Below are 23,254 nucleotides of genomic sequence, written 5' to 3'. Positions count from 1 at the left end.
TGCCGCACGGCAACGACGAGAAAGCCTAACAGGCCTGCTCGCGGGCCCCTCGAGCGGCCCGGAGTGATCGGTTCGGTTACGGTGAGGACCGTAGTGCCTAGGGTTCCGCTGCCGGCCCGCCGCACCAAAGCAAGACAAGACGCAAGACAACCAGGGCCGGCGGGACAGGTCCGAGCGGCACCATCGGTGCGGCCCGGCGCCCGCCGTTCATCTGACGGGACAAAAGCCTGGAGGACCCGGCCTTCCGCGTGCGCGGAAGATCCGAAGGGGTCCGGTGAACACCACAGCTCTGTCGTTCGTCCTCATCGCCGCCGTCGTGCACGCGGGGTGGAACCTCGCCGCGAAGCGCGTCACCTTCGGCGGGCCGCGGTTCGTGTGGCTGTACTACACCGTCTCCGCCGTGGTGCTGCTTCCCGTGGTCATCACGGCACTCCTGGTCGAACACGAACGTCCACAGTGGACGTGGCTGCTCGCTGCCGGGGTGACGGCCGTGCTGCACGTGGCGTACGGCACGGTGCTGCAGCGCGGGTACGCCGTCGGCGACCTGTCGATCGTCTACCCGCTCGCGCGCGGCACCGGGCCGCTGCTGTCGGTGCTGGCGGCGGTACTCGTGCTGCACGAGCACCCCGGCGTGCTGGGCCTGATCGGGGCGTTCCTGGTGGTGGCGGGCGTGCTGGTGATCAGCCTCGGCGGTAGCGAGGCCGACGTCAAAGCGCGCCGCGCCGGTGTGTTCTACGGCGTGCTCACCGGCGCGACCATCGCGGCCTACACGCTCTGGGACGCCCACTCCGTGACGACGCTCGCGGTGCCGCCCCTCGTGTACTTCGGCGGCGGCGCGCTGGTGCAGAGCGTGCTGCTGGCGCCCGCGGCCCTGCGCGCCCGCGCCGAGGTGGCGAAGCTGTGGCGCGAGCACCGCAAAGAGACGCTGATCGTCGGGATCGCCTCGCCCGCGGCGTACCTGCTGGTGCTGTACGCGCTGCGGATGGCGCCGGTCAGCCTGGTCGCGCCGGCGCGGGAGCTGTCGATCGTGCTGGGCGGGCTCGCGGCGTGGTTCGTGCTCGGTGAGCGGAACGCGGCGCGCCGGTTGGTGGGCTCGCTGGTGGTGCTGGCCGGGATCGTCGCGATTGCGGTGGCCTGAGCCACTCGGGTAGGCAGGACGTATGGACGTACTGAGCAGCCGGGTGCTGATCCACCCGCGCGACCTGGAGGCCTCGACCGCGTTCTACCGGGACACGCTCGGGCTGGCGATCCAGCGCGAGTTCCCCGGTGGCACGGTCTTCTTCGCGGGCGGCGGTTCGATCGAGGTCGTGGGCAGCAACGACGCCACGCCCTCGGCGGCCGTCGACCTCTGGCTGCAGGTCCGCGACCTGCCGGCGACGCTCGAGGAGCTGGCCGCGCGCGGCGTCACGCCGGTCCGCGGGGCGCGCCGCGAGCCGTGGGGGCTGGACGAGGCCTGGATCACCGACCCGGACGGCCTGCGCATCGTCCTGGTGCAGGTGCCGCCCGACCACCCGCTGCGGACGGACTCGCGCTAGGGCTTGCGGGCCCGCAGCTGCGCCGCCAGGGCCGCGAAGCCCGGGGGCTCCCAGGTCCACGTCTGGAGGTCGGTGAAGCCCGCTGCGGTGACCTCGGCGCCCAGGTCGTGCCGGGGAACCGGCAGCCACTTCTCGTGCGCGGACAGCAGCAGCCGGCCGCCGGGGCGCAGCACGCGGAACAGCTCGGCGAAGCCCGCCGCGCGGTCGTCCCAGAGCTGGACGTTGTTGACACTCAGCACGACGTCCACGGAAGCGTCGGCACAGCCGGTCGTAGCGGCGGTGCCGTCGCGCAGCTTCACGCGGTCGCCGCAGCGTTCGCGGCACAGGGCGCGCATCTCGGCGGAGGGCTCGACGCCGACGACCTCGCCCGCCAGGCGGCTCGCGGCGTCGAGCCCGACGCCCGGGCCGGGGCCCACGACCAGCACGGTTTCATCGGGTTCCAGTCGCGCCAGGTCCACGAGCCGCTGCTCGGTGGCGGCGTTGCCGCGCGACATCAGCCGGCCGCCGACGCGGCCCAGCAGGCCGCTGGGGTGGCCGAACGCCCGGTCGAGCGCGGTGTCGAAGGTCCCCGGGGGAGGGTGTGGAGTGCTCATCCTTCGAGGTCACCACCAGCCCGGCGCGCTCGCATCGGGGATGACCCCCAACCGCACCCGGAGGTCCATGGGACGATAGGAAGCGGCCACCCCCGACCTTTCCCGAGGACCACACGAGTGACAGCGCCCAAGACGTTCGCCGACACCACCTTCACGCCGCCGGAACTGATCCGCAACTTCTGCATCATCGCCCACATCGACCACGGCAAGTCGACGCTGGCGGACCGCATGCTGCAGCTCACCGGCGTCGTCGAGGAACGGGCGATGCGCGCGCAGTACCTCGACCGGATGGACATCGAGCGTGAGCGCGGCATCACGATCAAGGCCCAGAACGTCCGCCTGCCCTGGCAGGTCGAGGGCCAGGACCACGTGCTGCACATGATCGACACGCCCGGCCACGTGGACTTCACCTACGAGGTCTCGCGCGCCCTGGAGGCGTGCGAAGGTGCGGTCCTGCTGGTCGACGCCGCGCAGGGCATCGAGGCGCAGACGCTGGCCAACCTGTACCTGGCGCTGGAGAACAACCTCCAGATCATCCCGGTGCTCAACAAGATCGACCTCCCCTCGGCCGACCCGGACAAGTACGCGGCCGAGCTCGCGCACATCATCGGCTGCGAGCCCACCGACGTGCTGCGCGTCTCGGCGAAGACGGGCGTCGGCGTCGGCGCGCTGCTCGACGAGGTCGTGCGCCAGGTCCCGGCGCCGGTCGGCGACGCGGACGCCCCGGCGCGCGCGATGATCTTCGACTCGGTCTACGACACCTACCGCGGCGTGGTCACCTACATCCGCGTGGTCGACGGCAAGATCACCCCGCGCGAGAAGATCCGCATGATGTCCACCGGCGCGACCCACGAGCTGCTGGAGGTCGGCATCATCTCGCCGGAGCCCAAGCCCAGCAAGGGCCTCGGCGTCGGCGAGGTGGGCTACCTGATCACCGGTGTGAAGGACGTCCGCCAGTCGAAGGTCGGCGACACCGTGACCTCCGAACGCCACGGCGCCACCGAACCGCTCGCCGGCTACCGCGAGCCGAAGCCGATGGTCTACTCGGGCCTCTACCCGGTCGACGGCTCCGACTACCCGGAGCTGCGCGAGGCGCTGGAGAAGCTGCAGCTCAACGACGCGGCGCTCGCCTACGAGCCGGAGACCTCGGTCGCGCTGGGCTTCGGCTTCCGCTGCGGGTTCCTCGGCCTACTGCACCTGGAGATCACGCGCGACCGCCTCGAGCGCGAGTTCGGCCTCGACCTGATCTCCACCGCGCCCAACGTGGTCTACCGCGTGGTGCTCGAAGACCGCAGCGAGATCGTCGTCACCAACCCGTCGGACTGGCCCACCGGGCTCAAGATCTCCGAGGTCCACGAGCCGGTGTCGAAGGTGAGCATCCTCGCGCCGAGCGAGTTCGTCGGCACGATCATGGAGCTGTGCCAGAGCAAGCGCGGTGTGCTGCTCGGCATGGACTACCTGTCCGAAGACCGCGTGGAGCTGCGCTACAACATCCCGCTCGCGGAGATCATCTTCGACTTCTTCGACACGCTGAAGTCGCGCACGCGCGGGTACGCCTCGCTCGACTACGAAGAGGCGGGCAACCAGGTCGCCGAGCTCGTCAAGGTCGACATCCTGCTGCAGGGCGAGACCGTGGACGCGTTCTCGGCGATCGTGCACAAGGACGCCGCCTACGGCTACGGCAACCGGATGGCCACGCGGCTTCGCGAGCTCATCCCGCGCCAGCAGTTCGAGGTGCCGATCCAGGCGGCCATCGGTTCGCGCATCATCGCGCGCGAGACGATCCGCGCGATTCGCAAGGACGTGCTCGCGAAGTGCTACGGCGGTGACATCTCGCGCAAGCGCAAGCTGCTCGAGAAGCAGAAGGAAGGCAAGAAGCGCATGAAGACCGTGGGCCGGGTCGAGGTCCCGCAGGAGGCCTTCGTCGCGGCTCTGTCCACTGAGGACAGCGGCAAAGCCAAGAAGTAGCCGACCGGCGAGCCCGCTCCGCAGCGGGCTCGCCGTCGGGTTTCAGCGGTTGCCGATGATCTTCTCGGCCGCCACGAACACCGCGACGCGGCGCTCCTCGGCCATCACGCGGTCGTACTCGGCCCAGTCGTCGTGGGTTCCGGTGGCGGCCTTGAAGACGTCGCGCAGCAGCGTCGGCAGGCCGGCCGGGTCGAACGCCGCGTCGGGGTCGTCGGGGCCGATGAGGTGGGTTTTCCCGGTCACCGACACCCAGTCCCAGCCGCGGCGGAACGTGAGCGTCGCGTGGCCGGTGGCGCGCAGCAGCTTGAGCTTGTGGGCCCCGCCCATCGCCACGAGGGCGATGCCGGGTTTGCCGGTCACGGGGTCGTCGAAGACCCCGGCGTTGACGACGGACGAGTGCACCGTCCCGTCGGCGCGGGTGGTCGAGATGGTCGCGAGGCCGTTCTCCTGCAAGGACAGCGCGCGGACGTGCTCCAGATCGGCGGTCATGCCGCACATCAACGCCGTGGCGGGTGTGCGTCTTCCCGTCTCACCCGCCGGGGTGCGCCACTAGGCTCGGCGCATGTTCGATGATCTCGAGTTCCCCGTGATCGTGGCGCCGATGGCGGGCGGCCCCACGACACCTCAGCTCATCGCGGCGGTCACGGCCGCGGGTGGCTTCGGCTTCCTCGCCGCGGGGTACCTGTCGGCGGAGACGCTGGAGGCGAAGATCGCCCACACCGCTGACCTCACCGGCGGGAAGTTCGGCGTGAACCTGTTCGTGCCGGGCAGCCGCTCGGCCGTGGACGTCACCGATCACCGCGAGCGGATGCTCACCGAGGCCCTGCGCTACGGCGTCGAGCCGGGCGAGCCGATCTGGGACGACGACGAGTACCCCGCGAAGCTCGACGCGGTCGTGCGCCACCGCGTGCCGCTGGTGTCGTTCACGTTCGGCGCGCCGACGTCGGCCGAGGTGCACCGGGTCCACCAGGCGGGCGGCAGGGTGGCGGTCACCGTCACCAATCCCGAGGAAGCCGACCTCGCGGCGGCTCGGGGTGCCGACGCGCTCGTGGTGCAGGGCTTCGAAGCGGGCGGGCACCGCGGCTTGTTCACCGACAACGCGGCGAACCCGGCCGGTGGCGAGCAGTACGGCCTGCTCGCCCTGCTGCGGCTGATCTCCGCGCGCACGAGCCTGCCGCTGGTCGCCACGGGCGGGCTGGTGCACGGCGCCGACGTGGCGGCCGTGCTGGCGGCCGGCGCGTCGGCGGCACAGCTGGGCACGGCGTTCCTGCAGACCACGGAGGCCGGCACGCCGTCCGCGCAACGCCGGGCGTTGGCGGAGGCAGGCCGGCTGACGGCGTTCACGCGCGCCTTCAGCGGCCGTCCGGCGCGAGGCCTGGTGAACCGCGTGCTCAGCGACCTCTCGGCCCACGCGCCCGCCGCGTACCCGCAGCTGCACCACATCAGCAAGCCCATCCGCGCGGCCGCCGCGCGCGCCGACGACCCCGAGGCGATGTCCCTGTGGGCCGGGCAGACCTACCCCCTCGCCGACGACGGCTCCGCCGCGTCGGTGGTGGAACGCCTGCGCGCGGAAGCCAAGGCAGCGGCCGCGAGGCTCGACCGCCTGGGCTGACCCGCACCCTCACCTGTGGCCCCAATGCGGCGTTCGGAACGCCACATTGCAGTGCTTCCCCAACCGGCCAAGGTGACGGGCCGCCCCAACCAGGCGCGCACCCAGACCCCGCCCTGCACCTCGATCCCCGCGCCCTTCACACTCAAAGATCGGGGTGCCACACACGTCGCAATCAGTCCGACGTGGACTCACTGTCGCCAGCGCGCGCCAGCACCGAATGCCGACGGCTGTACCCGAAATACACACCCATCCCGATCACGAACCAGATCGCGAACCTCAACCACGTCTCCGGCTTCAGGAACGTGATCAGCCAGATCGAGAACACGACCCCGATGATCGGCACCACCGGCATGCCCGGCGTCCGGAATGTCCGCGGCAGATCCGGCCGCTTGTACCGCAGCACGATCACCGCGATGCACACCACCACGAACGCCAGCAGAATGCCGATATTCGTCAACTCCGCCGCCTCGCCGATGGGCAGGAACCCGGCGATGATCGCCGACGCCACACCGAGGATCCACGTGGTGCGCGTGGGCACCTTGCGCACCGGGTGCGTCTTGCCGAACCACTTCGGCAGCAGGCCGTCGCGGCTCATGGAGTAGCCGACGCGCGTGGCGCCGAGCAGGAAGGTGAACAGCACGGTGAGGATGCCGATGATGGCGCCGACCGCGATCACCGCGCCCAGCCAGCCCAGCCCCACCGACGCGAACGCGCTCGAGAACGCCGCCTCCGGGTCGATGTTCTTGTAGTTCACCATTCCGGTGAGCACGAGGCAGGCCAGCACGTACAGCACCATCGAGATCGCAAGCGAGTACAGGATCGCCTTCGGCATGTGCTTCTGGGAGTCCTTCGACTCCTCGGCCGCGGTCGACATGGCGTCGTAGCCGAAGACGGCGAAGAAGACCGTGGCCGCGCCCGTGAACGCGCCGCTGACACCGAAGGGGAAGAAGTTGCTGTAGTTGCCCGTCTTGATGTGGAAGGCGCCGACCACGATCACCAGCACCACGAGCGCGACCTTCAGGTACACCAGCAGCGTCTCGAACCGCGCCGCGTTTTTCATGCCCTGGTTGAGGATGAACGCGATGAGCAGGCACAGCACCACGGCGAACAGGTTCACGACGTATGAACCGTGCGCCACGCCGTCGGGCTCGGTGCCAGGCGCGCCCGACATCCACTGCGGCAGCGAGACGTGCAGGAAGCCCAGCAGGTCGTTGAAGTAGCCGGAGATGCCGATGGCCACCACCGCCACGATCGCGGTGTACTCCAGCAGCAGGTCCCATCCGATGAACCAGCCGACGATCTCGCCCAGCACCGCGTAGCCGTAGGTGTAGGCCGAGCCGGCGCGCGGGATCAGCCCGGCGAACTCCGCGTACGAGAAGGCCGCCGCCGCGCTCGCGATACCCGCGATGAGGAACGAGATCAGCACGGCGGGGCCGGCCGTCTGGTTGGCCACCGCGCCCGCCAGCGAGAAGATCCCGGCGCCGATGATGCCGCCGACGCCGATCGCCGTCAGCTGGCGTAGCCCCAGCGTGCGTTGCAGGCCGTCACCGCCGCTCTCGATCGTCTCGATCGGTTTGCGCCGGAAGATGCCGGACCCTGATCCCAGGCTGCGCGGAGCGGACATCGATGTCTCCTCATACGTCGTGAACCGAGCCCGGGTCACGGGCTCTGGCAGCGCACCGTACTAGGCCGTGTCCGCTGTGTCACCGATCTTCCGAAGCGGGCGGGAACTCAGCCCGCGGCCGTGTCCTCCGCGGCCTGCGAAGCGGCGCGCGCCGGGCGTTTCACGTCGCCCGACCGGACGGCGCCGGCGGCGAAGAAGGTGAGGAGCTCGGCGATCTCGGGCGGGTCGTCCAGTTGGGGGCAGTGGCCCCAGTCTTCGCGGACGAGCAGGCGGCTGTGCGGCACGAGGGTGTGCAGGCGGCGGCCGGCGGCCGAGGACACGAGCTTGTCCTTGCCGCAGGCCACGACGAGGAGCGGGACGTGCACGCGGTCGAGCTGGTAAGCATCGGCGAGCTCGGTGACGAGCTGGCGCGCCTGCTCGAGGCGGGAGGTGGTGGCGCGGTAGTCGGGGAAGAGCGTGGTGAAGCGGCGTACCTGGCCGGCGTCGGCGGTGCCCGCGTCGGCATACAGCAGGCGGGGTACGACCTGCTCGGCGACGGCGCGGACCAGGAAGCCAGGCACGGGCAAGGGGAGCGCGGAGTACAGCCGTAGCGGCAACGAGTTGCGCGCGACGGTACGGACGAGCCACGAGTCGACGAAGCCGGGCGCGGCGATCGACACGACGCCGACGAGCGGCAGCCGGGGGTTCTGCGCCGCGCGCAGGCCGAGCGTGCCGCCGAGGGAGTTGCCGGCCAGCACCACGGGGCCGAGCACGGCCTGCTCGCGCACCACGGCGGCGGCGAACGCGTCGAGCTGGGGGAGCATGGGGCCCGGGCGCAGGGGCTGGGCGTCGCCGAAGCCGGGCAGGTCCACGGCGACGGCCGCGATGCCCGCGGCGGCGAGCTCGGCCAGCACGGGACGCCAGGTGTCCGCGCTGTCGCAGTAGCCGTGGAGAAGAACGAGCCGGGGCGCGCGGGCCTTTTCGGTGCCGCGCTTGCGCGACCGCTTGGGCGCCTCGGCTTCCACCACCGGCGGGCCGACTTCAAGCACCCGCGTCCGCACTCCGGCGAAGCGCCGGAAGGTGACCCGGACGGGATCCGGTTCGCTGCTGGGCCGGCCGCCCCGGACAGCGGGTGCGGGCCGCTTCGATGCGGTCATGTCTACAGGTTAACCGTTCAAGGTCGAGTTCTGGTCGAACTTCGGGGGTAACAAGCCGATTGCGAACTCGGGGTGTTGACGGTTAACGGAATGCGGCGTACAAGCACCGGCCCGGGCTGATCCGTGACGGAAAAGCCCAGGCCGGAGGAGTTCTGTCGACTCAGCGGGTGAAGACGATCTTGCCCGCGGTCTCGCCGTCGAGCATCGCCCGGAAGCCCCCTTCGGCTTCGGCGAGCGGCAGTTCGGTCCCGATCCGGGGCTTGATCCCCTTGAGATCGAGGTAGCTGAGCATGTCGGCCAGCTCGTCGCGCGTGCCCATGGTCGAGCCGGCGACGCGCAGCTGCAGGAAGAACACGCGCTGCAGGTCCGCGGACGGGTCCGGGCCGCTCGTGGACCCCGAAACCACCACGATGCCGCCCGGCTTGAGCGACTTGAGAGTGTGCGCCCACGTGGCCTTGCCCACGGTCTCGAACACCGCGTCGACGCGCTCGGGCAGCCGCGCGCCGGACTCGAACGTCTGGTGCGCGCCGACGCTCTCGGCCACCGCGCGCTTCTCCTCGCTGCGGCCGGTCACCCACACACGGAAGCCCGCCGCGCGCCCGAGCGCGATGAGCGCGGTGGACACGCCGCCGGAGGCGCCCTGCACCAGCATCGTCTGGCCGGGGCGCAGGCCGGACTTCACGAACAGCATCCGGTACGCGGTGAGCCAGGCCGTGCCCATCGTCGCGGCTTCGGGAAAGGTGAGGCCGGCCGGCTTGGGCACCGCGTTGCGCGCGGGCACCACGACCTGCTCGGCGAACGTGCCCTGGTGCTTCTCGGTCAGCAGGGTGCGTTTCGGGTCGAGCGTGTCGTCGCCTTGCCAGCCCGGCGCGTTGACGACGGAGTGGAGGACGACCTCGGTTCCGTCGTCGAGCGTGCCGGCGCCGTCGCAGCCCAGGATCATCGGGAACTGGTCGGGCTTGATGCCGACGCCGCGCAGCGTCCACAGGTCGTGCATGTTGAGGCTGGCGGCCTTGACGTGCACCCGGACCCAGCCTTCGGGCACCTCGGGCTCGGGCCGCTCGCCGGCGACGAGAGAGTCGAGCGGGGCCTCGGCGTTGGGTTCCTTCGCGTATACGGCGAACATGGCAGCAACCTACCGCCCCTGGGCGCGCCGACGCAGCCTGGCGCGCGTAGGCTCACACTCGTGTTGAACGGGCTGGCCGACTGGTGGGACGGGGTCGAGCTGTGGCTCGCCCAGGCTTGGTTCCCCGTCCAGTTCGTGCTGGTCATGGTCGTGCTCGTACCGCTGTGCCTGCTCTTCGCGTGGGTCATCGACAAGCTGGTGGGCCGCTTCGCCCGCTGGTTCGGCCCGGCCCGCGACGACGACAACCCGCCGTCTTAGGCTCACTCACCATGGTCAACCGTAGGCGGATCACCGCCGCACTCGTCGGTCTCCTCGTGCTGGTGCTCGCGGGCTGGTTCGTGAAGGAGAACGTCGGGGACTCGTCCTCGTCGGCCCCCGCCACGCCGAGCGCCTCCGCCCCGGCCGGCGTTTCGGGCGTCGCCGCGAAGCTGCCCGGCAGCGACTCCGGGTTGCCGGTGAAACCGTTGTCCGACTTGCCTTCGCAGGCACGCGACACGTGGAAGCTGATCGAGGCGGGCGGGCCGTACCCCTATCCGCGCAACGACGACGTCGTGTTCGAGAATCGTGAGAAAGTGCTGCCGCGGAAGCAATCGGGTTACTATCACGAGTTCACGGTGACCACGCCGAAGAGTCCCGATCGCGGCCCGCGCCGCCTGGTCACGGGGCAGGCCAAGGAACTGTTCTACACCGACGACCACTACGCGTCGTTCGTCGTCGTGGACCCGAGCCGGTGACGCCGGCCGACGAGGCGAAGGCCGCCGCGGACGAGGCCTTCGCGCGGGGCGCATACCCCCACCTGGTCAACGGCGGCACGGTGGACAAGGCCTCCACGCTCGACGCGATCGCGAAGGCGATGTCCTTTCCGGACTACTTCGGCCGCAACCTCGACGCGTTGTACGACATGCTCACGGACCTGTCGTGGCTGCCCGCGGGTGAGCACGTGCTGATCTGGAGCGGCTCGGAAGCCTTGCGCCAGGCCGAACCGAAGAACTACCTGGCGATCCGCAGCGTGCTGTCCGACGCTCAGCGGGCGCTCGGCCCGGTGGACGGCAGAGCGGATTCCTGGCAGCTGACGGTCGTTCTGGCCAACTCGTAACGTCTCGACCCCCGCCGGGGGAGCGGGGATCGAGACGCCCCCGCTCAGGCTGTGTGGTCTTCGGGGACCCAGTTCGGCTTGCGCTTCTGGGCGAAGGCGAGGATGCCTTCCTGGCCTTCCTCGCTGGCGAAGAACCCGGCGGACAGCTCGTTCATCGCGGCGAAGCCTTCCGCCGGCGTGGCCGGACGTGGCTTGCTCAGCAGGGTTTTGGTCGCTGCCAATGCCTTCGGACCGCCGAGCGTCAAAGACTTCAGGTACCGCTCCACGGTCTCGTCGAGCTCGATGGAGGGCACGGCGGCGTTGAGCAAGCCGATCTCCACGGCCCGCTGCGCGTCGAACACGTCGCCGGTGAGGAACAGCTCGTGCGCGGCGCGGGGGTTCAGCCGCGGCAGCACCGTCAGCGAGATCACGGCCGGGATCACGCCGATGCGGACCTCGGAGAACGCGAACGTCGCCTCGGTTACCGCGACTGCGATGTCGCACGCGGCGACCATGCCGATGCCGCCGGCGCGGGCGGGGCCGGCCAGGCGCGCGACCACGGGCTTCGGGCTGGTCCAGAGCTGCTCGAGGATCTTCGGGAACTCGTTCACGCCCTGGTCGCCGGCCCCGGCGCCGCGGGCCTCCTTGAGGTCCATGCCGGCGCAGAAGACCGGGCCGGTGTGCGTCAGGAGCACCACGCGCACGGCGTCGTCGGCGACGGCTTCGTCCAGCGACCCGGAGAGCTCGCGGCGCAGCTGCGCGGACAGGGCGTTGCGGTTGTGCGGGGAGTCGAGGGTGATCGTGGCGGTGCCGCCCACCACGTCGTAGTGCACCAGTTCGTCAACCATGGCACCACAATCGCACACGGGCCGGGGGGAGGGGCCTGTGACGTGCCTCGGGGCCGCCGGGACGTGGGCGGCCCCCGGGGCAGCCGATGGTGGTGGTCGCGAAGACCGGGCTCGGCGACGGGAAACAGCCGGGGGCGAAGGCGGCGAGCGCAGTTACGGGAACGATCTTGCGCAGCGCTGACTTGTGCCACCCAAAACGCGCATCGGATTCATCTTTATGCGCTGACCCGTGCAGGAGCGTGCTGCTAAAGCGGTATCCGGGTCACGACGTCCGCGTAGCGGTGCAGCACGGCGGAGGCCACGCGCGGGTCGGTGCCCAGCGGTTCGGCGACGAACACGGCGCGGTCGGCCTCGCGGGCGTGCACCGCGATGCGGTCCGGCAGCAGGCCGGGCGCGAGGAACCACGACGCGACGGCGATCCGCCGCACGCCCCGCGCCCGCAGCCGCGCCACGGCGGCGGGCACGTCGGGCTGCGCCGCGCTCGCGAACGCCTCGGTGACCGGCAGCCCCAGCTCGCCTTCCCAGCGCGCGGCCAGGTCGGCGACGGCAGCGTTGGCTCCGGCGTTCGACGAACCGACGGCGCTCACCACGACCCCGTCGCCGGGGCCCAGGCCGGCTCCGGACAGCCGGTCGAGCGCGACGCGTTCCAGCACCGGGTCGACGCCCAGGACGTCGGACACGCGCACGTCGAACCCCGGGCATTCCGCCCGGACTTCAGCCACCAGCGCGGGCAGGTCCACACGCGCGTGGAACGCGCTGCCGAGCAGGAGCGGCACCACGACGGCGGCGCGGTGCCCCTGCGTGTAGAGGCGCCGCAGGACGTCGGTGACCCGCGGTTGCGAGAGGTCCAGGAAGGACTCGTAGACCTCGATCCCCGGCGCCTGCGCGCGCACGCGCTCCACGAGCCCCCGCACGGTCGCGGCCGAGCGGGGGTCGCGGCTGCCGTGCGCGACGGGGACGAGAGGAGCCGTCACGGGAGCCGTTCGCCGACCAGCCCGGCGGCGAGCGTGTCGCCGTCCTTCGGGTCGATGACGAGGAACGCGCCGGTGCGGGGGCTGTCGGTGTAGTCGTCCACGCCCAGCGGTTCGGCCAGACGCAGCTCGACGCGGCCGATGTCGTTGAGGTCCAACGAGTCCGGATCGTCCACACTGGACAGCGTCTGCTCGTCGAAGCGGGCGGTGAGCTCGGTGACGATCGCCTGGACTGTGCGCGTGCCGTGCTTCACGAGCACGCGCGCGCCCGGCTTGAGCTGCTTCGACGAGAGCCAGCACAGTGTCGCGGTGAGCTCGTCGGTGACGCGGGGCTGACGGCCGGCCACGGCGATGAGGTCGCCGCGGGAGATGTCGAGGTCATCGGCCAGCAGCAGCGTCACGGACGTGCCGGCGCCCGCCTCGTCCAGCGGCCCGTCGGCGGTGTCGATGCGCTCGACCGTGCTGCGCAGCCCGGCGGGCAGCACCACGATCTCGTCGCCCGGCCGGATGGTGCCGGCGGCGATCTGCCCGGCGTAGCCGCGGTAGTCGAGGTACTCGGGCGTGCGCGGCCGGATCACGTACTGCACCGGGAAGCGGAACGCCGCCTCGTGCGGGTCCGACGCGACGGGCACGGTTTCCAGGTGCGCCAGCAGCGTCGGCCCGTCGTACCAGGGGGTGCGCTCGGAGGTGGTGGCGACGTTGTCGCCTTCCAGCGCCGAGACGGGGATGGTGACGACGGAGCCGTGGTCGTAGCCGAGGGATTCGGCGTGGGCGGTGAATTCCTTGGCGATGACGGAGAAGGTCTCTTCGTCGAAGTCGACGAGGTCGATCTTGTTCACCGCCAAGACCAGCCGCGGCACCCCCAGCAACGCGAGCACCGCGGCGTGGCGGCGGGTCTGTTCCACGACGCCCTTGCGCGCGTCCACCAGCAACACCGCCAGCTGCGCAGTCGAAGCCCCGGTGACGGTGTTGCGCGTGTACTGCACATGCCCCGGGGTGTCGGCCAGCACGAACGAGCGCCGCGGGGTGGCGAAGTAGCGGTAGGCGACGTCGATGGTGATGCCCTGCTCGCGCTCCGAGCGCAATCCGTCCACGAGCAGCGACAAGTCCGGTGTGGACAGTCCCTTGTCCACCGATGCGCGGGTGACGGCGTCGAGCTGGTCGGCCAGCACCGACTTCGTGTCGTACAACAGCCGCCCGACCAGGGTGGACTTGCCGTCGTCGACGCTGCCCGCCGTGGCGAGCCTCAGCAGCGAACTCATCAGAAGTAGCCCTCCCGCTTGCGGTCTTCCATGGCCGCTTCCGACATCCGGTCATCCGCCCGGGTCGCACCGCGCTCGGTCAGCCGCGACGCGGACACCTCGGCGATCACCTCGGCCACCGTGACCGCGGTCGACTCGATCGCACCCGTGCACGAGCCGTCGCCCACGGTGCGGTAGCGCACCGACAGCTCCTGCACCTGTTCGTCGGCACGGGGTCCGCCCCAGGGGCCTTCGGCCAGCCACATGCCGTCACGCTGGTAAACCTCGCGCTGGTGGGCGTAGTAGATCGAAGGAAGTTCGACCTTCTCCCGCGCGATGTAGTTCCACACGTCGGCTTCGGTCCAGTTGGACAGCGGGAAGACGCGGACCTGTTCACCGGGGCGGTGGCGGCCGTTGTAGAGGTTCCACAGCTCCGGGCGCTGCCGGCGCGGCTCCCACTGCCCGAAGGAGTTGCGCAGGCTGAAGATCCGCTCCTTCGCCCGCGCGCGCTCCTCGTCGCGACGGCCGCCGCCGAACACCGCGTCGAACTTGTTCTCCGCGATCGTGTCCAGCAACGGAGTCGTCTGCAACGGGTTGCGCAGGCCGTCGGCGCGTTCTTCGAGGCGGCCGTCGTCGATCCAGTCCTGCACCTTGGCCACCACCAGTCGCAGGCCGTACTTGTCGACGACGCGGTCGCGGAACTCGATGACCTCGTCGAAGTTGTGCCCGGTGTCCACGTGCAGCAAGCGAAACGGCACGGGCGCGGGCCAGAAGGCTTTGATCGCCAGGTGCAGCAGCAGCGTCGAGTCCTTGCCACCGGAAAAGAGGATCACGGGCCGGTCGAACTCACCCGCTACCTCGCGGAAGATGTGAATGGCCTCGGACTCGAGCGCTGCCAGGTTGTCGACCGCCGCGTCAACCGCGGGTTCTACTGTGGTCATCGGTCCCTTCCTCAGCCGTGCAGTCCGCACTCGGTCTTCGACTGGCCGGCCCAGCGGCCGCTGCGCGGGTCCTGCCCGGCCTCGACCTTCGCCGTGCACGGCGCGCAGCCGATGGACAGATAACCCACCGACACCAACGGGTTCTCGAGCACGCCGTGGTCGCGGATGTAGCCGTTGAACTCGTCGTCGGTCCACGCGGCGAGCGGGTTGACCTTCACCAGGCCGTTGCGCTCGTCCCAGGTGACGATCGGGGTGTTCGCGCGCGTCGGCGCGTCCACGCGGCGCACGCCGGTGACCCACGCCGAGTACTTCGCCAGCGTGTCGCGCAGCGGCACGACCTTGCGCAGGAAACAGCACTGGGTGGCGTCGCGCTCGAAGAGGTTCTTGCCGTACTCGGCGTCCTGCTCGGCCACGCTTTGCGCGGCCTGCGCGTTGACGATCGTCACGTCGGGGTAGACGGTCTGCACGGCGTCGCGCGTGCCGATCGTTTCCGGGAAGTGGTACCCGGTCTCGAGGAACAAAACGTCCACATCGGACTTGGCCTGGGTGGCCAGGTCGATGAGCACGGCGTCCTGCATGTTCGACGCGACGATGAAGTCGTCGCCGAACTGCTCGACGGTCCAGCGCAGGGCTTCGGCAGCCGTGGCCTGGGCCAGCTCTTTCTCCGCGCGTTCGGCCAGGGTCCGGTAGTCAGCTGTGGCCGTCATCCGAGCGTCTCCTCCGGTAGGGACAGTCCGTGGAACTTCACCGAGAACCCGCGCCGGCACGCACCGCAGAGCCAGCCGCCGTCTTCGGCGGGGCGCAGGTCCTCATCGCCGCAGAACGGGCAATAGTAGGGCACCGCTCGTTCTGTGGAGGTCACTGCAGCAGGCTTTCGTCGGCACGCCCGACCCACTGCGCGAAACGCTCGCCGGGCTCACGCCCGTCGAGGTAGGCGCGGACCACGCGCTCGACGTAGTCGACCAGTTCGTCGGCGACGACCTTGTGCCCGCGCAGCTTGCGGCCGAACCCGGCGTCGAGGCCGAGACCGCCGCCGAGGTGCACCTGAAACCCCTCGACCTGGCGGCCGTCGGCGTCGGTGACGATCTGGCCTTTGAGCCCGATGTCGGCGGTCTGGATGCGAGCGCACGAGTTGGGGCAGCCGTTGAGGTGCACGCTGACGGGGTTCTCCAGGTCGCCCTGGACGTCGGCGAGGCGCTTCTCGAGGTCGGTGACCAGCGCCAGCGCGCGGGCCTTGGTCTCGACGATGGCGAGCTTGCAGAACTCCAGCCCGGTGCACGCCATCACGCTGCGCCGCCACGGCGAGGGCTTGGTGTGCAGGCCCAGCTCCTTCAGCTCCGTCTCCAGGCCCGGGACCTCGGCCTCGGGCACGTCGAGGACCACGAGCTTCTGCTGCGGCGTCAGGCGCACGCGCTCGGACCCCGCGCGTTCGGCCGCCTTGGCCACGGCCAGCAGCGTCTCGCCGTTCACGCGGCCGGCGACGGGCGCGGCGCCGACGTAGAACTTGCCGTCGACCTGCTTGTGCACGCCGACGTGGTCGATCGGGGCGGGCGGCACCTCCGGTGCGGGGCCGTCGAGCAGCGGGCGCTTGAGGTACTTCTCCTCCAGCACCTCGCGGAACTTGGCGGCGCCCCAGTCCTTGACCAGGAACTTGATGCGGGCGCGCGAGCGGAGGCGGCGGTAGCCGTAGTCGCGGAAGACGCTGATCACGCCTTCCCACACGTCCGGCACCTCGTCGCGCGGCACCCAGGCACCGAGGCGCTGGCCGATCATCGGGTTGGTGGACAGGCCGCCGCCGACCCAGACGTCGAAGCCCGGGCCGTGCTCGGGGTGGTTCACGCCGACGAACGCGACGTCGTGGATCTCGTGCGCCACGTCCTGCTGGCCCGACACGGCGGTCTTGAACTTGCGCGGCAGGTTCGCGTACTGCGGGTCGCCGATGTAGCGGCGCTTGATCTCCTCGATGGCGGGGGTGCCGTCGATGATCTCGTCGGCCGCGATCCCGGCGACGGGCGAGCCCAGGATCACGCGCGGGCTGTCGCCGCACGCCTCCATGGTGGTCATGCCCGCGTTCTCGAGCTTCTGCCAGATCGTGGGGACGTCCTCGATCCGGATCCAGTGGTACTGGATGTTCTGCCGGTCGGTGATGTCGGCGGTGCCGCGCGCGTGCGTCTGCGAGATCTCCGCCAGCACGGCGAGCTGCTGCGTGGTGAGCAGGCCGCCGTCGAGGCGCACGCGCATCATGAAGTAGCGGGCGTCCAGCTCTTCGGGCTCGAGCGTGGCCGTGCGGCCGCCGTCGATGCCTTCCTTGCGCTGGGTGTAGAGGCCGAACCAGCGGAAGCGGCCGCGCAGGTCACCCGGGTCGATCGAGTCGAAGCCGCCGCGGGCGTAGATGTTCTCGATGCGTGCGCGGGCGTTGAGCGGGTTGTCGTCTTTCTTCGACCGCTCGTTGGGGTTCAGCGGCTCTCGGTAGCCGAGCGCCCACTGTCCCTCGCCGCGCTTCTGCCGCGGGCGGCTCTTCGCGGGGGTTTCGCGCGTGGGTGAGGCCATGAGGAGTCCTCCGGTTCGTGGCTCCGGACGCCGCTCCTGCCGGGCCGCTTCGTGGCGGGCAACGGGGGATCGCGGCGGGTCCGGCGCCTGCGGTCCAGCTTCGAGGGCTGAGCGTGGTGGGCTGGGTCGGGCGTCGGGAGTCAGTGGACAGGCCGGCAGAGCGCGCTCGCGACCCGCAGAAGGTCGACGTGGCGGCGCGCCACGAGAAGGACACCGGCAGGACTCACCGGCCCAGATAACCACGCGTCCAGAACGTGGTCCAAGCGCGTCCGGATCGTGGGAGGGCTCTTGCGGAGGGCTTGCGGGTGGGTCGCCGGTGTGGGTGATCGAGCTCGCTGCCTGCGGTTTTGCGGCGCGGCGGGGATTCTCTGGGCGGTCCCTCGGCCGGGGTTCGGGCCGGGCGGGGTGCCGGTGTGGTTCGTTCGGCCGCCGAACTTCCGCCCGGGTGGCCCAGGGCCGGGGGAACACCGCGGCAGGGCGAGGGACAATGGACGTCGTGCCTGACGTAGCCGAGCTGCCTGCCGAGACCGGATTGCCCGAAAGCGCCCTGGAGGGGCTGGGGCGGCGGCCGTTCGGCGTCTACGTGCACGTGCCGTTCTGCGCGACGCGCTGCGGGTACTGCGACTTCAACACCTACACCGCCGGTGAGCTGGGCTCCGCGGCGTCGCCCCGGTCGTGGCTCGACGGGCTGCGCCAGGAGCTGGACCTGGCCGCGCGGGTGCTGGGCGAGCCGCCGGCGGCCGACACGGTGTTCGTGGGCGGGGGCACGCCGTCGTTGCTGGGGGCCGACGGGCTGGCGGAGGTGCTGGACGTCGTGCGCGGCGCGTTCGGGCTGGCCCCGGGCGCCGAGGTGACGACCGAGTCCAACCCCGAGTCGACCTCGCCGGAGTTCTTCGAACGCATCCGGGCGGCCGGGTACACGCGGGTGTCGCTGGGGATGCAGTCGGCCGCGAAGCACGTGCTGCAGGTGCTCGACCGCGTGCACACCCCCGGCCGGCCCGTGGACGCCGCGCGCGAGGCCCGGGCCGCCGGGTTCGAGCACGTGAACCTCGACGTGATCTACGGCACGCCCGGCGAGCGCCCGGAGGACCTGCGGGCCTCACTCGACGCCGTGCTGTCCGCGGGCGTGGACCACGTGTCGGCGTACGCGCTGATCGTGGAGGAGGGCACCGCGCTCTCCCGCCGCGTGCGCCGCGGCGAGCTGCCCGCGCCCGACGACGACGTGCTCGCCACCGACTACGAGATGATCGACTCCGTGCTCTCGGCCGCCGGCCTGCGCTGGTACGAGGTGTCCAACTGGGCCACGAACGACGCGGCCCGCTGCCGGCACAACCTCGGCTACTGGCAGGGCGGCGACTGGTGGGGCGCGGGCCCCGGCGCGCACAGCCACGTGGGCGGCGTGCGCTGGTGGAACGTCAAGCACCCGGCCAAGTACGCGTCGCTGCTGGCCGAGGGAAACAGCCCGGAAGCCGGCCGTGAGCTGCTCACGGAAGAGGACCGGCACCTCGAACGCATCATGCTCGAACTCCGTGTCGCGGAAGGACTCGCGCTCGACGCACTCGACGCCGCGGGCATCGCCGAAGCCCGTGCCGCGGCGGCGGAAGGACTCCTGGAACCGTCCGTTCTGGACAGTCGCGGCCGCGCCGTGCTGACGGACCGCGGGCGGCTGCTCGCCGACGGTGTGGTCCGGCGCCTGGCCGGCTGAATTTTCGCTCAGCGGGCATAAACCCGGCGGATGGTTCGTTGGTCGAAGTATCGACGAGCGAGGGAGTCGCGCATGCCGCAGGCGGTCAGGTACAGCGAACACGGCGGGATCGACGTCTTGCGGGTGGAAGAAGTCGCCGGTCCCGTGCCCGGCCCCGGCCAGGTGCTCGTGGAGGTCAGAGCCGCCGGGATCAACCCCGGTGAAGCCGCCATCCGCGAAGGCGTGTTCGCGCAGCAATTCCCCTCGACGTTCCCGTCCGGGCAGGGCAGTGACCTCGCCGGCGTCGTCGCCGAGCTGGGTGCGGACGTCGAAGAGATCCAGGTCGGCGACGAGGTCATCGGCTTCGTGCACACGCGCGCCAGCCAAGCCGAGTTCGTGCTGGTCGACGCCGAAAACCTGACGCCGAAGCCCAGTGGCGTGTCGTGGGAAGCGGCGGGCGGGCTGTTCGTCGCCGGCACCACCGCGTACGCCGCGGTGCGCGCGACCGGCCTGCACGAGGACGACACCCTCGTGGTGTCCGGTGCCGCGGGCGGCGTCGGCTCCCTCGTCGTGCAGTTGGCGAAGCTCACCGGCGCGACCGTGGTCGGGATCGCGAGCGAGGCCAACCACGCGTGGCTGCAGGAGCAGGACGTGTTCCCGGTGGCCTACGGCGAGGGTCTCGAAGAGCGCATCCGCGAGGTCACCGAGGGCAAGGTCGACGCGTTCATCGACACCTACGGCGACGGGTACGTCGAGCTGGCGCTGCGCCTGGGTGTCTACACGGGACGGATCGACACCGTGATCGACTTCGCCGCCGCGCAGAAGTACAACGTGAAGACCGACGGCAACATGGCCGCCGCGAGCGCCGAGGTCATGCGCGACCTCGCCGCGCTGGTGGACAAGGGACTGCTCGAGGTGCCGGTCGCGGCCACGTACCCGCTGGCGCGGGTGCAGGACGCCTACCGTGAGCTGGAGCAGCGCCACACGCGCGGCAAGATCGTGCTCAAGCCCTGACGAGGCTCTGCAGTCCGCCCACGAACATCGCGAGGGCGAACTCGAAGCGGTCCTTGCTCGTCTCGCCGGTGAAGAACTGCCCGGACCGCAACAGGTTCGGGAACGCACCGGCCGGCAGGGACCGCATGTAGTCGGCCATCTGATGGCCGCGTTCGGCGACTTCCGCCTCGTCGTAGTCGCCGAACGTCCAGCTGCTCGCCTCGTAGGCGTAGGCCTTGGCGTACAAGCTCAACGCGTCGCCCGCGTACACCGCCTGCTTCAGATCCAAGCCCCCGGCGCGCAGGATCGCGAGCATCGCCTCGCCCTGGCGCAGCGAGTTGGGCGTGACGGGCACCGGCGTGTTCCACGCGACCTTCGCGATGCCGGGGTAGGCCACCATCGCGCGGACCTGCTGCCGCACCTGCTCTTTCACCTGCTCGGCCCAGTTTTCCGGATCCGGTTCCGGCACCGGCACGTCGCCGAGCACCGCGTCGAGCATGAGCTCGTCGAGCTCCTCCTTGTTGGCCACGTGTGCGTAGAGCGACGCGGGCCCGGTCTCCAGCTGCTGCGCGATCCGTCGCATCGACACGGCTTCGAAGCCTTCGGCGGCGAGCATCTGCAGCGCCGTCTTCACCACCAGATCCCGTGACAACACCGGCTTTTTGGCGCGCCGGCGGGGGCTCGGGCTACGGCGCCACGGCGGGGGCGGGACGGTCATGGACAGCAGCCTAGACGAATCGGGCCTTGACTCGAACGGCGTTCGTCGATAGAACGGTGTTCGTTAGAACGAACGCCGTTCGACAAGGAGTTCACCATGGCCGATCGAGAAGAAGTCCTCGCCGTGCTCAGCCGTCTCGCCGGCGCGTGGAACAGCGGCGACGCCGCCGCGTTCGCGAGCCTGTTCACCGAAGACGCCGACTACGTGACGTTCTTCGGGATGCAGCTGCCCGGCCGGGAGCTGATCGAGAGCTCGCACCGCGCGTTGTTCGAGGGGCCGCTGCGGGGTTCGACGATCGGGGGACCCGGCGACGCGTCGGTGCGCTTCCCGCGCGAGGACGTCGCGATCGTCGTGTCCGGCGGCGGTTCGGCGCTCGACGGGGGCGACGCCGTGGCCCAGGGGCGCGAGAGCACGGTGACGTTCGTGCTGGTCCGCGCGGAAGCGGGCTGGTTGATCACGGCGTTCCAGAACACTCGGGTCAGCGATCCGCGCGCGGCGGCGTGACGCGTTTCGCCGGAGGGCTGCGCTACGGTCTTGCCTGTGTTGATCCGTGATGTCCGGCCCTGGGGCGGCGAGCGCAGCGACGTCGAACTGACCGGCGACCGGATCGCGGCGGTCCGCCCGCACGACCCGGCGCCGGCACCCGGTGCGGTGAAGGGCCGGGGTCGGCTGCTGGTCCCGTCGTTCAGCGACGTCCACGTGCACCTGGATTCGACGCGGATCGGCCTGCCGTTCCGTCCCCACACCGGCGGCCCCGGCGTGTGGGCGATGATGACGAACGACCGCGAGAACTGGCGGTCGGCCGAGGTGCCGCTGCCGGAACGGGTGGCGGGCACGCTGGAGCGGATGATCGCGCACGGCACCACCCGGGTCCACAGCTACGCCCAGGTCGACGTCGACTGCGGGCTGGGAAGCTCGACGCCGTGCTGGCCGCGAAGGAGAGGTTCGCGGACCGGGCCGAGGTGCACGTGATGGCGTTCGCCCATGCGGGCATCCTCCGCGAACCGGGCACGCTGGACGTCCTGGACGCGGCGCTGCGTTCCGGCGCGACCGTGATCGGCGGCATCGACCCGTGCACGCTGGACCGCGACCCGAAGGGCCACCTGGACGCGGTTTTCGGCCTGGCGGAGAAGCACCAGGTCGAAGTGGACATCCACCTGCACGAGCCGGGCCACCTCGGCCTGTTCTCGACGGACCTGGTGCTCGAGCGCGTCCGGGCGCTGGACCTGCGCGGCAAGGTGACGATGTCGCACGCGTATGACCTGGGCTCGATCTCCGAGTCGGTGAGCCGCCGACTTCGCCGAACCGGACGTCGCGATGACCACGGTGGCGCCGTCGTCCACCGGACAGCTTTCCTTGCTGGACCTCGTTTCCGCCGGCGTGCGGATCGGGCTGGGCGAGGACGGGCAGCGTGACTACTGGAGCCCGTACGGCAACTGCGATCTGCTGGACCGGACCTGGCAGCTGGCGTTCACGCGCGGATTCCGCCGGGACGAGCACATCGGGCTGGCCTTGGCCGTGGCGACGATGGGCGGGGCGTCGATCATGAGCCACGACGTGTCCCGCCTGGCCGGGGTGTCGGACCGCCCGGGGCTCGCGGCAGGCGATCGGGCGGACCTCGTCCTGGTGGACGGGGAGACACCGACGAGCGCGGTGATGGACCGCGGCCGGGACCGGACGGTCCTGCACGACGGCGTGGTGGTGGCCGAGGGGCTTGCCGTTGCCTGACCTGCGACGTGACCAGTGCCGCTGGTCGGGACCGGGGAGGGGCGCGTACGGTGGGACCCGGATTAGGTAAGCCTTAGTGATTGGGTGGTGTCCGATGGCCGATGCTCCGGCGCGCAAGGGAAACCCGGGCGTGCGCTTGTCGGTTCTGCGCAAGGAGAACCTGACCCCGCACATGATCCGGATCGTGGCCGGGGGCGAAGGCCTGCGCGATTTCCAGCCCAACGCGTTCACCGACGCGTATGTGAAGGTGATCTTCAAGGTGCCGGGCGTCGAATACCCGGAGCCGTTCGACCTGCAGCGCATCCGCGCGGAGCTGCCGCGTGAGCAGTGCCCGCGGATGCGCTCGTACACCGTGCGGTCCTACGACGAAGCGGCCGGCGAGCTCGTGCTCGACTTCGTGGTGCACGGCGACGAGGGGCTGGCCGGACCGTGGGCCATGCGGGCGCAGCCGGGCGACGAGCTGCTGCTCTCGGGCCCCGGTGGCGTGTACGCGCCGCGCGCCGACGCGGGCTGGCACTTGCTCGTGGGTGACGAGGCCGCGTTGCCGGCCATCGCCGCGTCGCTGGAGGTCATGCCGGCCGGTGCCCGGGCGCACGTGTTCCTGCTGGTGTCCGACGCCTCGGAGGAGCAGCCGCTGGTGACGAAGGCCGACGCGCAGATCAGGTGGCTGCACCGGTCGTCCGGCGCGGACCTCGCGGCCGCCGTGAAGGCGCTGCCGTGGCCGGGGGAGGACGTGCACGCGTTCGTCCACGGCGAGGCCGGGTTCGTGCGCGAGCTGCGGCGCTACCTCTTCGCCGAGCGCGGCGTGCCGAAGGATTCGGTGTCGATCTCCGGGTACTGGCGCGAGGGCAAGAACGACGAGGCGTGGCGCGAGGAGAAGGCGGCCGAGCGGGCACGCGAGAGGGCGTAAT

28 protein-coding genes are annotated in these 23,254 nt (G+C 70.8%); 14 read left to right on the top strand and 14 right to left on the bottom strand.

Annotated elements, in window-relative coordinates; genetic code table 11:
- Window positions 1–274 precede the first annotated feature (274 nt).
- Both AB0M56_RS09815 and AB0M56_RS09810 read left to right on the top strand, forming a co-directional pair.
- Window positions 275–1,138, top strand: a complete 864-nt coding sequence (locus AB0M56_RS09815; RefSeq protein WP_364173008.1) for an EamA family transporter — start codon at window positions 275–277, stop codon at window positions 1,136–1,138.
- A gap of 22 nt (window positions 1,139–1,160) precedes the next feature.
- Window positions 1,161–1,535: a VOC family protein gene (locus tag AB0M56_RS09810; RefSeq protein ID WP_364173006.1), complete on the top strand. Its 375-nt coding sequence runs from the start codon at window positions 1,161–1,163 to the stop codon at window positions 1,533–1,535.
- On the opposite strand, the gene AB0M56_RS09805 is transcribed toward AB0M56_RS09810, so the two are convergent.
- A complete protein-coding gene (locus AB0M56_RS09805) occupies window positions 1,532–2,128 on the bottom strand; it encodes a class I SAM-dependent methyltransferase (RefSeq protein WP_364173004.1) in 597 nt (198 codons plus the stop codon). The two genes, AB0M56_RS09810 and AB0M56_RS09805, sit on opposite strands and share 4 nt — an antisense overlap.
- 117 nt (window positions 2,129–2,245) lie before the next feature.
- On the opposite strand from AB0M56_RS09805, the gene lepA reads away from it, so the two are divergent.
- A complete protein-coding gene (gene lepA, locus AB0M56_RS09800) occupies window positions 2,246–4,096 on the top strand; it encodes a translation elongation factor 4 (RefSeq protein WP_364173001.1) in 1,851 nt (616 codons plus the stop codon).
- Between the two features lie 42 nt (window positions 4,097–4,138).
- Here lepA and AB0M56_RS09795 read toward each other — a convergent pair whose 3' ends face one another.
- On the bottom strand, window positions 4,139–4,585 hold the full coding sequence (locus AB0M56_RS09795) for a pyridoxamine 5'-phosphate oxidase family protein (RefSeq protein WP_364172999.1): 447 nt from the start codon (window positions 4,583–4,585) through the stop codon (window positions 4,139–4,141).
- A gap of 73 nt (window positions 4,586–4,658) precedes the next feature.
- Here AB0M56_RS09795 and AB0M56_RS09790 point away from each other — a divergent pair, with 73 nt between their 5' ends.
- Window positions 4,659–5,708, top strand: a complete 1,050-nt coding sequence (locus AB0M56_RS09790; RefSeq protein ID WP_364172996.1) for a nitronate monooxygenase — start codon at window positions 4,659–4,661, stop codon at window positions 5,706–5,708.
- Between the two features lie 172 nt (window positions 5,709–5,880).
- Here AB0M56_RS09790 and AB0M56_RS09785 read toward each other — a convergent pair whose 3' ends face one another.
- The 3 genes from AB0M56_RS09785 to AB0M56_RS09775 form a co-directional block, all read right to left on the bottom strand.
- Window positions 5,881–7,332 (bottom strand): amino acid permease, encoded by a 1,452-nt coding sequence (locus AB0M56_RS09785; RefSeq protein ID WP_364172994.1) that lies wholly within the window; start codon window positions 7,330–7,332, stop codon window positions 5,881–5,883.
- A 107-nt stretch (window positions 7,333–7,439) separates the two neighbouring features.
- Entirely contained in the window at window positions 7,440–8,468 is a 1,029-nt protein-coding gene (locus tag AB0M56_RS09780) for an alpha/beta fold hydrolase (protein ID WP_364172991.1), read from the bottom strand.
- A 160-nt stretch (window positions 8,469–8,628) separates the two neighbouring features.
- Window positions 8,629–9,594 carry a zinc-binding dehydrogenase gene (locus AB0M56_RS09775; protein ID WP_364172988.1) on the bottom strand — a complete coding sequence of 322 codons (966 nt, stop codon included), beginning with the start codon at window positions 9,592–9,594 and terminating at the stop codon, window positions 8,629–8,631.
- A gap of 60 nt (window positions 9,595–9,654) precedes the next feature.
- Between AB0M56_RS09775 and AB0M56_RS09770 the strand changes: the two genes are divergently transcribed.
- Genes AB0M56_RS09770 through AB0M56_RS09760 form a run of 3 tightly spaced genes read left to right on the top strand, consistent with a single transcriptional unit; the run spans window position 9,655 to window position 10,690 of the window.
- Entirely contained in the window at window positions 9,655–9,852 is a 198-nt protein-coding gene (locus AB0M56_RS09770) for a hypothetical protein (RefSeq protein WP_364172985.1), read from the top strand.
- Window positions 9,853–9,863: 11 nt separating this feature from the next.
- Complete coding sequence (locus AB0M56_RS09765; protein ID WP_364172983.1) at window positions 9,864–10,328, top strand: ribonuclease domain-containing protein; 465 nt, start codon at window positions 9,864–9,866, stop codon at window positions 10,326–10,328.
- On the top strand, window positions 10,325–10,690 hold the full coding sequence (locus AB0M56_RS09760; protein WP_364172980.1) for a barstar family protein: 366 nt from the start codon (window positions 10,325–10,327) through the stop codon (window positions 10,688–10,690). The genes AB0M56_RS09765 and AB0M56_RS09760 overlap by 4 nt, the downstream gene beginning before the upstream one ends.
- Before the next feature lie 44 nt (window positions 10,691–10,734).
- On the opposite strand, the gene AB0M56_RS09755 is transcribed toward AB0M56_RS09760, so the two are convergent.
- From AB0M56_RS09755 to AB0M56_RS09720, 8 genes are all read right to left on the bottom strand, one after another.
- The gene (locus AB0M56_RS09755) at window positions 10,735–11,517 is read right to left on the bottom strand and encodes an enoyl-CoA hydratase-related protein (RefSeq protein ID WP_364172977.1); all 783 of its coding nucleotides are present in this window, start codon (window positions 11,515–11,517) and stop codon (window positions 10,735–10,737) included.
- A gap of 245 nt (window positions 11,518–11,762) precedes the next feature.
- Complete coding sequence (locus tag AB0M56_RS09750) at window positions 11,763–12,491, bottom strand: sirohydrochlorin chelatase (RefSeq protein ID WP_364172974.1); 729 nt, start codon at window positions 12,489–12,491, stop codon at window positions 11,763–11,765.
- A complete protein-coding gene (locus AB0M56_RS09745; protein ID WP_364172972.1) occupies window positions 12,488–13,750 on the bottom strand; it encodes a GTP-binding protein in 1,263 nt (420 codons plus the stop codon). Before AB0M56_RS09745 ends, AB0M56_RS09750 begins: the two co-directional genes overlap by 4 nt.
- Window positions 13,750–14,670: a sulfate adenylyltransferase subunit CysD gene (gene cysD, locus AB0M56_RS09740; protein WP_364172969.1), complete on the bottom strand. Its 921-nt coding sequence runs from the start codon at window positions 14,668–14,670 to the stop codon at window positions 13,750–13,752. Before cysD ends, AB0M56_RS09745 begins: the two co-directional genes overlap by 1 nt.
- 11 nt (window positions 14,671–14,681) lie before the next feature.
- Entirely contained in the window at window positions 14,682–15,377 is a 696-nt protein-coding gene (locus AB0M56_RS09735) for a phosphoadenylyl-sulfate reductase (protein ID WP_364172967.1), read from the bottom strand.
- The gene (locus tag AB0M56_RS09730; protein WP_354874043.1) at window positions 15,374–15,532 is read right to left on the bottom strand and encodes an Insertion element protein; all 159 of its coding nucleotides are present in this window, start codon (window positions 15,530–15,532) and stop codon (window positions 15,374–15,376) included. The genes AB0M56_RS09735 and AB0M56_RS09730 overlap by 4 nt, the downstream gene beginning before the upstream one ends.
- Window positions 15,529–17,220 (bottom strand): nitrite/sulfite reductase, encoded by a 1,692-nt coding sequence (locus tag AB0M56_RS09725; protein WP_364172964.1) that lies wholly within the window; start codon window positions 17,218–17,220, stop codon window positions 15,529–15,531. Before AB0M56_RS09725 ends, AB0M56_RS09730 begins: the two co-directional genes overlap by 4 nt.
- A 140-nt stretch (window positions 17,221–17,360) precedes the next feature.
- On the bottom strand, window positions 17,361–17,447 hold the full coding sequence (locus tag AB0M56_RS09720) for a putative leader peptide (RefSeq protein ID WP_364173493.1): 87 nt from the start codon (window positions 17,445–17,447) through the stop codon (window positions 17,361–17,363).
- 269 nt (window positions 17,448–17,716) lie between these two features.
- Between AB0M56_RS09720 and hemW the strand changes: the two genes are divergently transcribed.
- Window positions 17,717–18,925: a radical SAM family heme chaperone HemW gene (gene hemW, locus AB0M56_RS09715; RefSeq protein ID WP_364172961.1), complete on the top strand. Its 1,209-nt coding sequence runs from the start codon at window positions 17,717–17,719 to the stop codon at window positions 18,923–18,925.
- Window positions 18,926–18,997: 72 nt separating this feature from the next.
- On the top strand, window positions 18,998–19,918 hold the full coding sequence (locus AB0M56_RS09710) for an NADP-dependent oxidoreductase (protein ID WP_364172958.1): 921 nt from the start codon (window positions 18,998–19,000) through the stop codon (window positions 19,916–19,918).
- On the opposite strand, the gene AB0M56_RS09705 is transcribed toward AB0M56_RS09710, so the two are convergent.
- Window positions 19,908–20,615 carry a TetR/AcrR family transcriptional regulator gene (locus AB0M56_RS09705; RefSeq protein WP_364172956.1) on the bottom strand — a complete coding sequence of 236 codons (708 nt, stop codon included), beginning with the start codon at window positions 20,613–20,615 and terminating at the stop codon, window positions 19,908–19,910. The genes AB0M56_RS09710 and AB0M56_RS09705 overlap by 11 nt on opposite strands.
- Window positions 20,616–20,711: 96 nt before the next feature.
- On the opposite strand from AB0M56_RS09705, the gene AB0M56_RS09700 reads away from it, so the two are divergent.
- The 5 genes from AB0M56_RS09700 to AB0M56_RS09680 all read left to right on the top strand — a co-directional run bounded on the left by AB0M56_RS09700 (window position 20,712) and on the right by AB0M56_RS09680 (window position 23,253).
- On the top strand, window positions 20,712–21,119 hold the full coding sequence (locus AB0M56_RS09700; RefSeq protein WP_364172953.1) for an SgcJ/EcaC family oxidoreductase: 408 nt from the start codon (window positions 20,712–20,714) through the stop codon (window positions 21,117–21,119).
- Between the two features lie 36 nt (window positions 21,120–21,155).
- Window positions 21,156–21,587: a hypothetical protein gene (locus AB0M56_RS09695; RefSeq protein WP_364172950.1), complete on the top strand. Its 432-nt coding sequence runs from the start codon at window positions 21,156–21,158 to the stop codon at window positions 21,585–21,587.
- The gene (locus AB0M56_RS09690) at window positions 21,587–22,030 is read left to right on the top strand and encodes a hypothetical protein (protein WP_364172948.1); all 444 of its coding nucleotides are present in this window, start codon (window positions 21,587–21,589) and stop codon (window positions 22,028–22,030) included. Before AB0M56_RS09695 ends, AB0M56_RS09690 begins: the two co-directional genes overlap by 1 nt.
- A complete protein-coding gene (locus AB0M56_RS09685) occupies window positions 21,996–22,343 on the top strand; it encodes a hypothetical protein (RefSeq protein ID WP_364172945.1) in 348 nt (115 codons plus the stop codon). The genes AB0M56_RS09690 and AB0M56_RS09685 overlap by 35 nt, the downstream gene beginning before the upstream one ends.
- A gap of 94 nt (window positions 22,344–22,437) precedes the next feature.
- Window positions 22,438–23,253, top strand: a complete 816-nt coding sequence (locus AB0M56_RS09680; RefSeq protein WP_364172943.1) for a siderophore-interacting protein — start codon at window positions 22,438–22,440, stop codon at window positions 23,251–23,253.
- The last annotated feature ends 1 nt before the right edge of the window (window position 23,254 follow it).

This window comes from Amycolatopsis sp. NPDC051372 (genome assembly GCF_040682095.1).
Classification (GTDB): domain Bacteria; phylum Actinomycetota; class Actinomycetes; order Mycobacteriales; family Pseudonocardiaceae; genus Amycolatopsis.
This window is presented reverse-complemented; position numbering and strand designations above follow the sequence as displayed.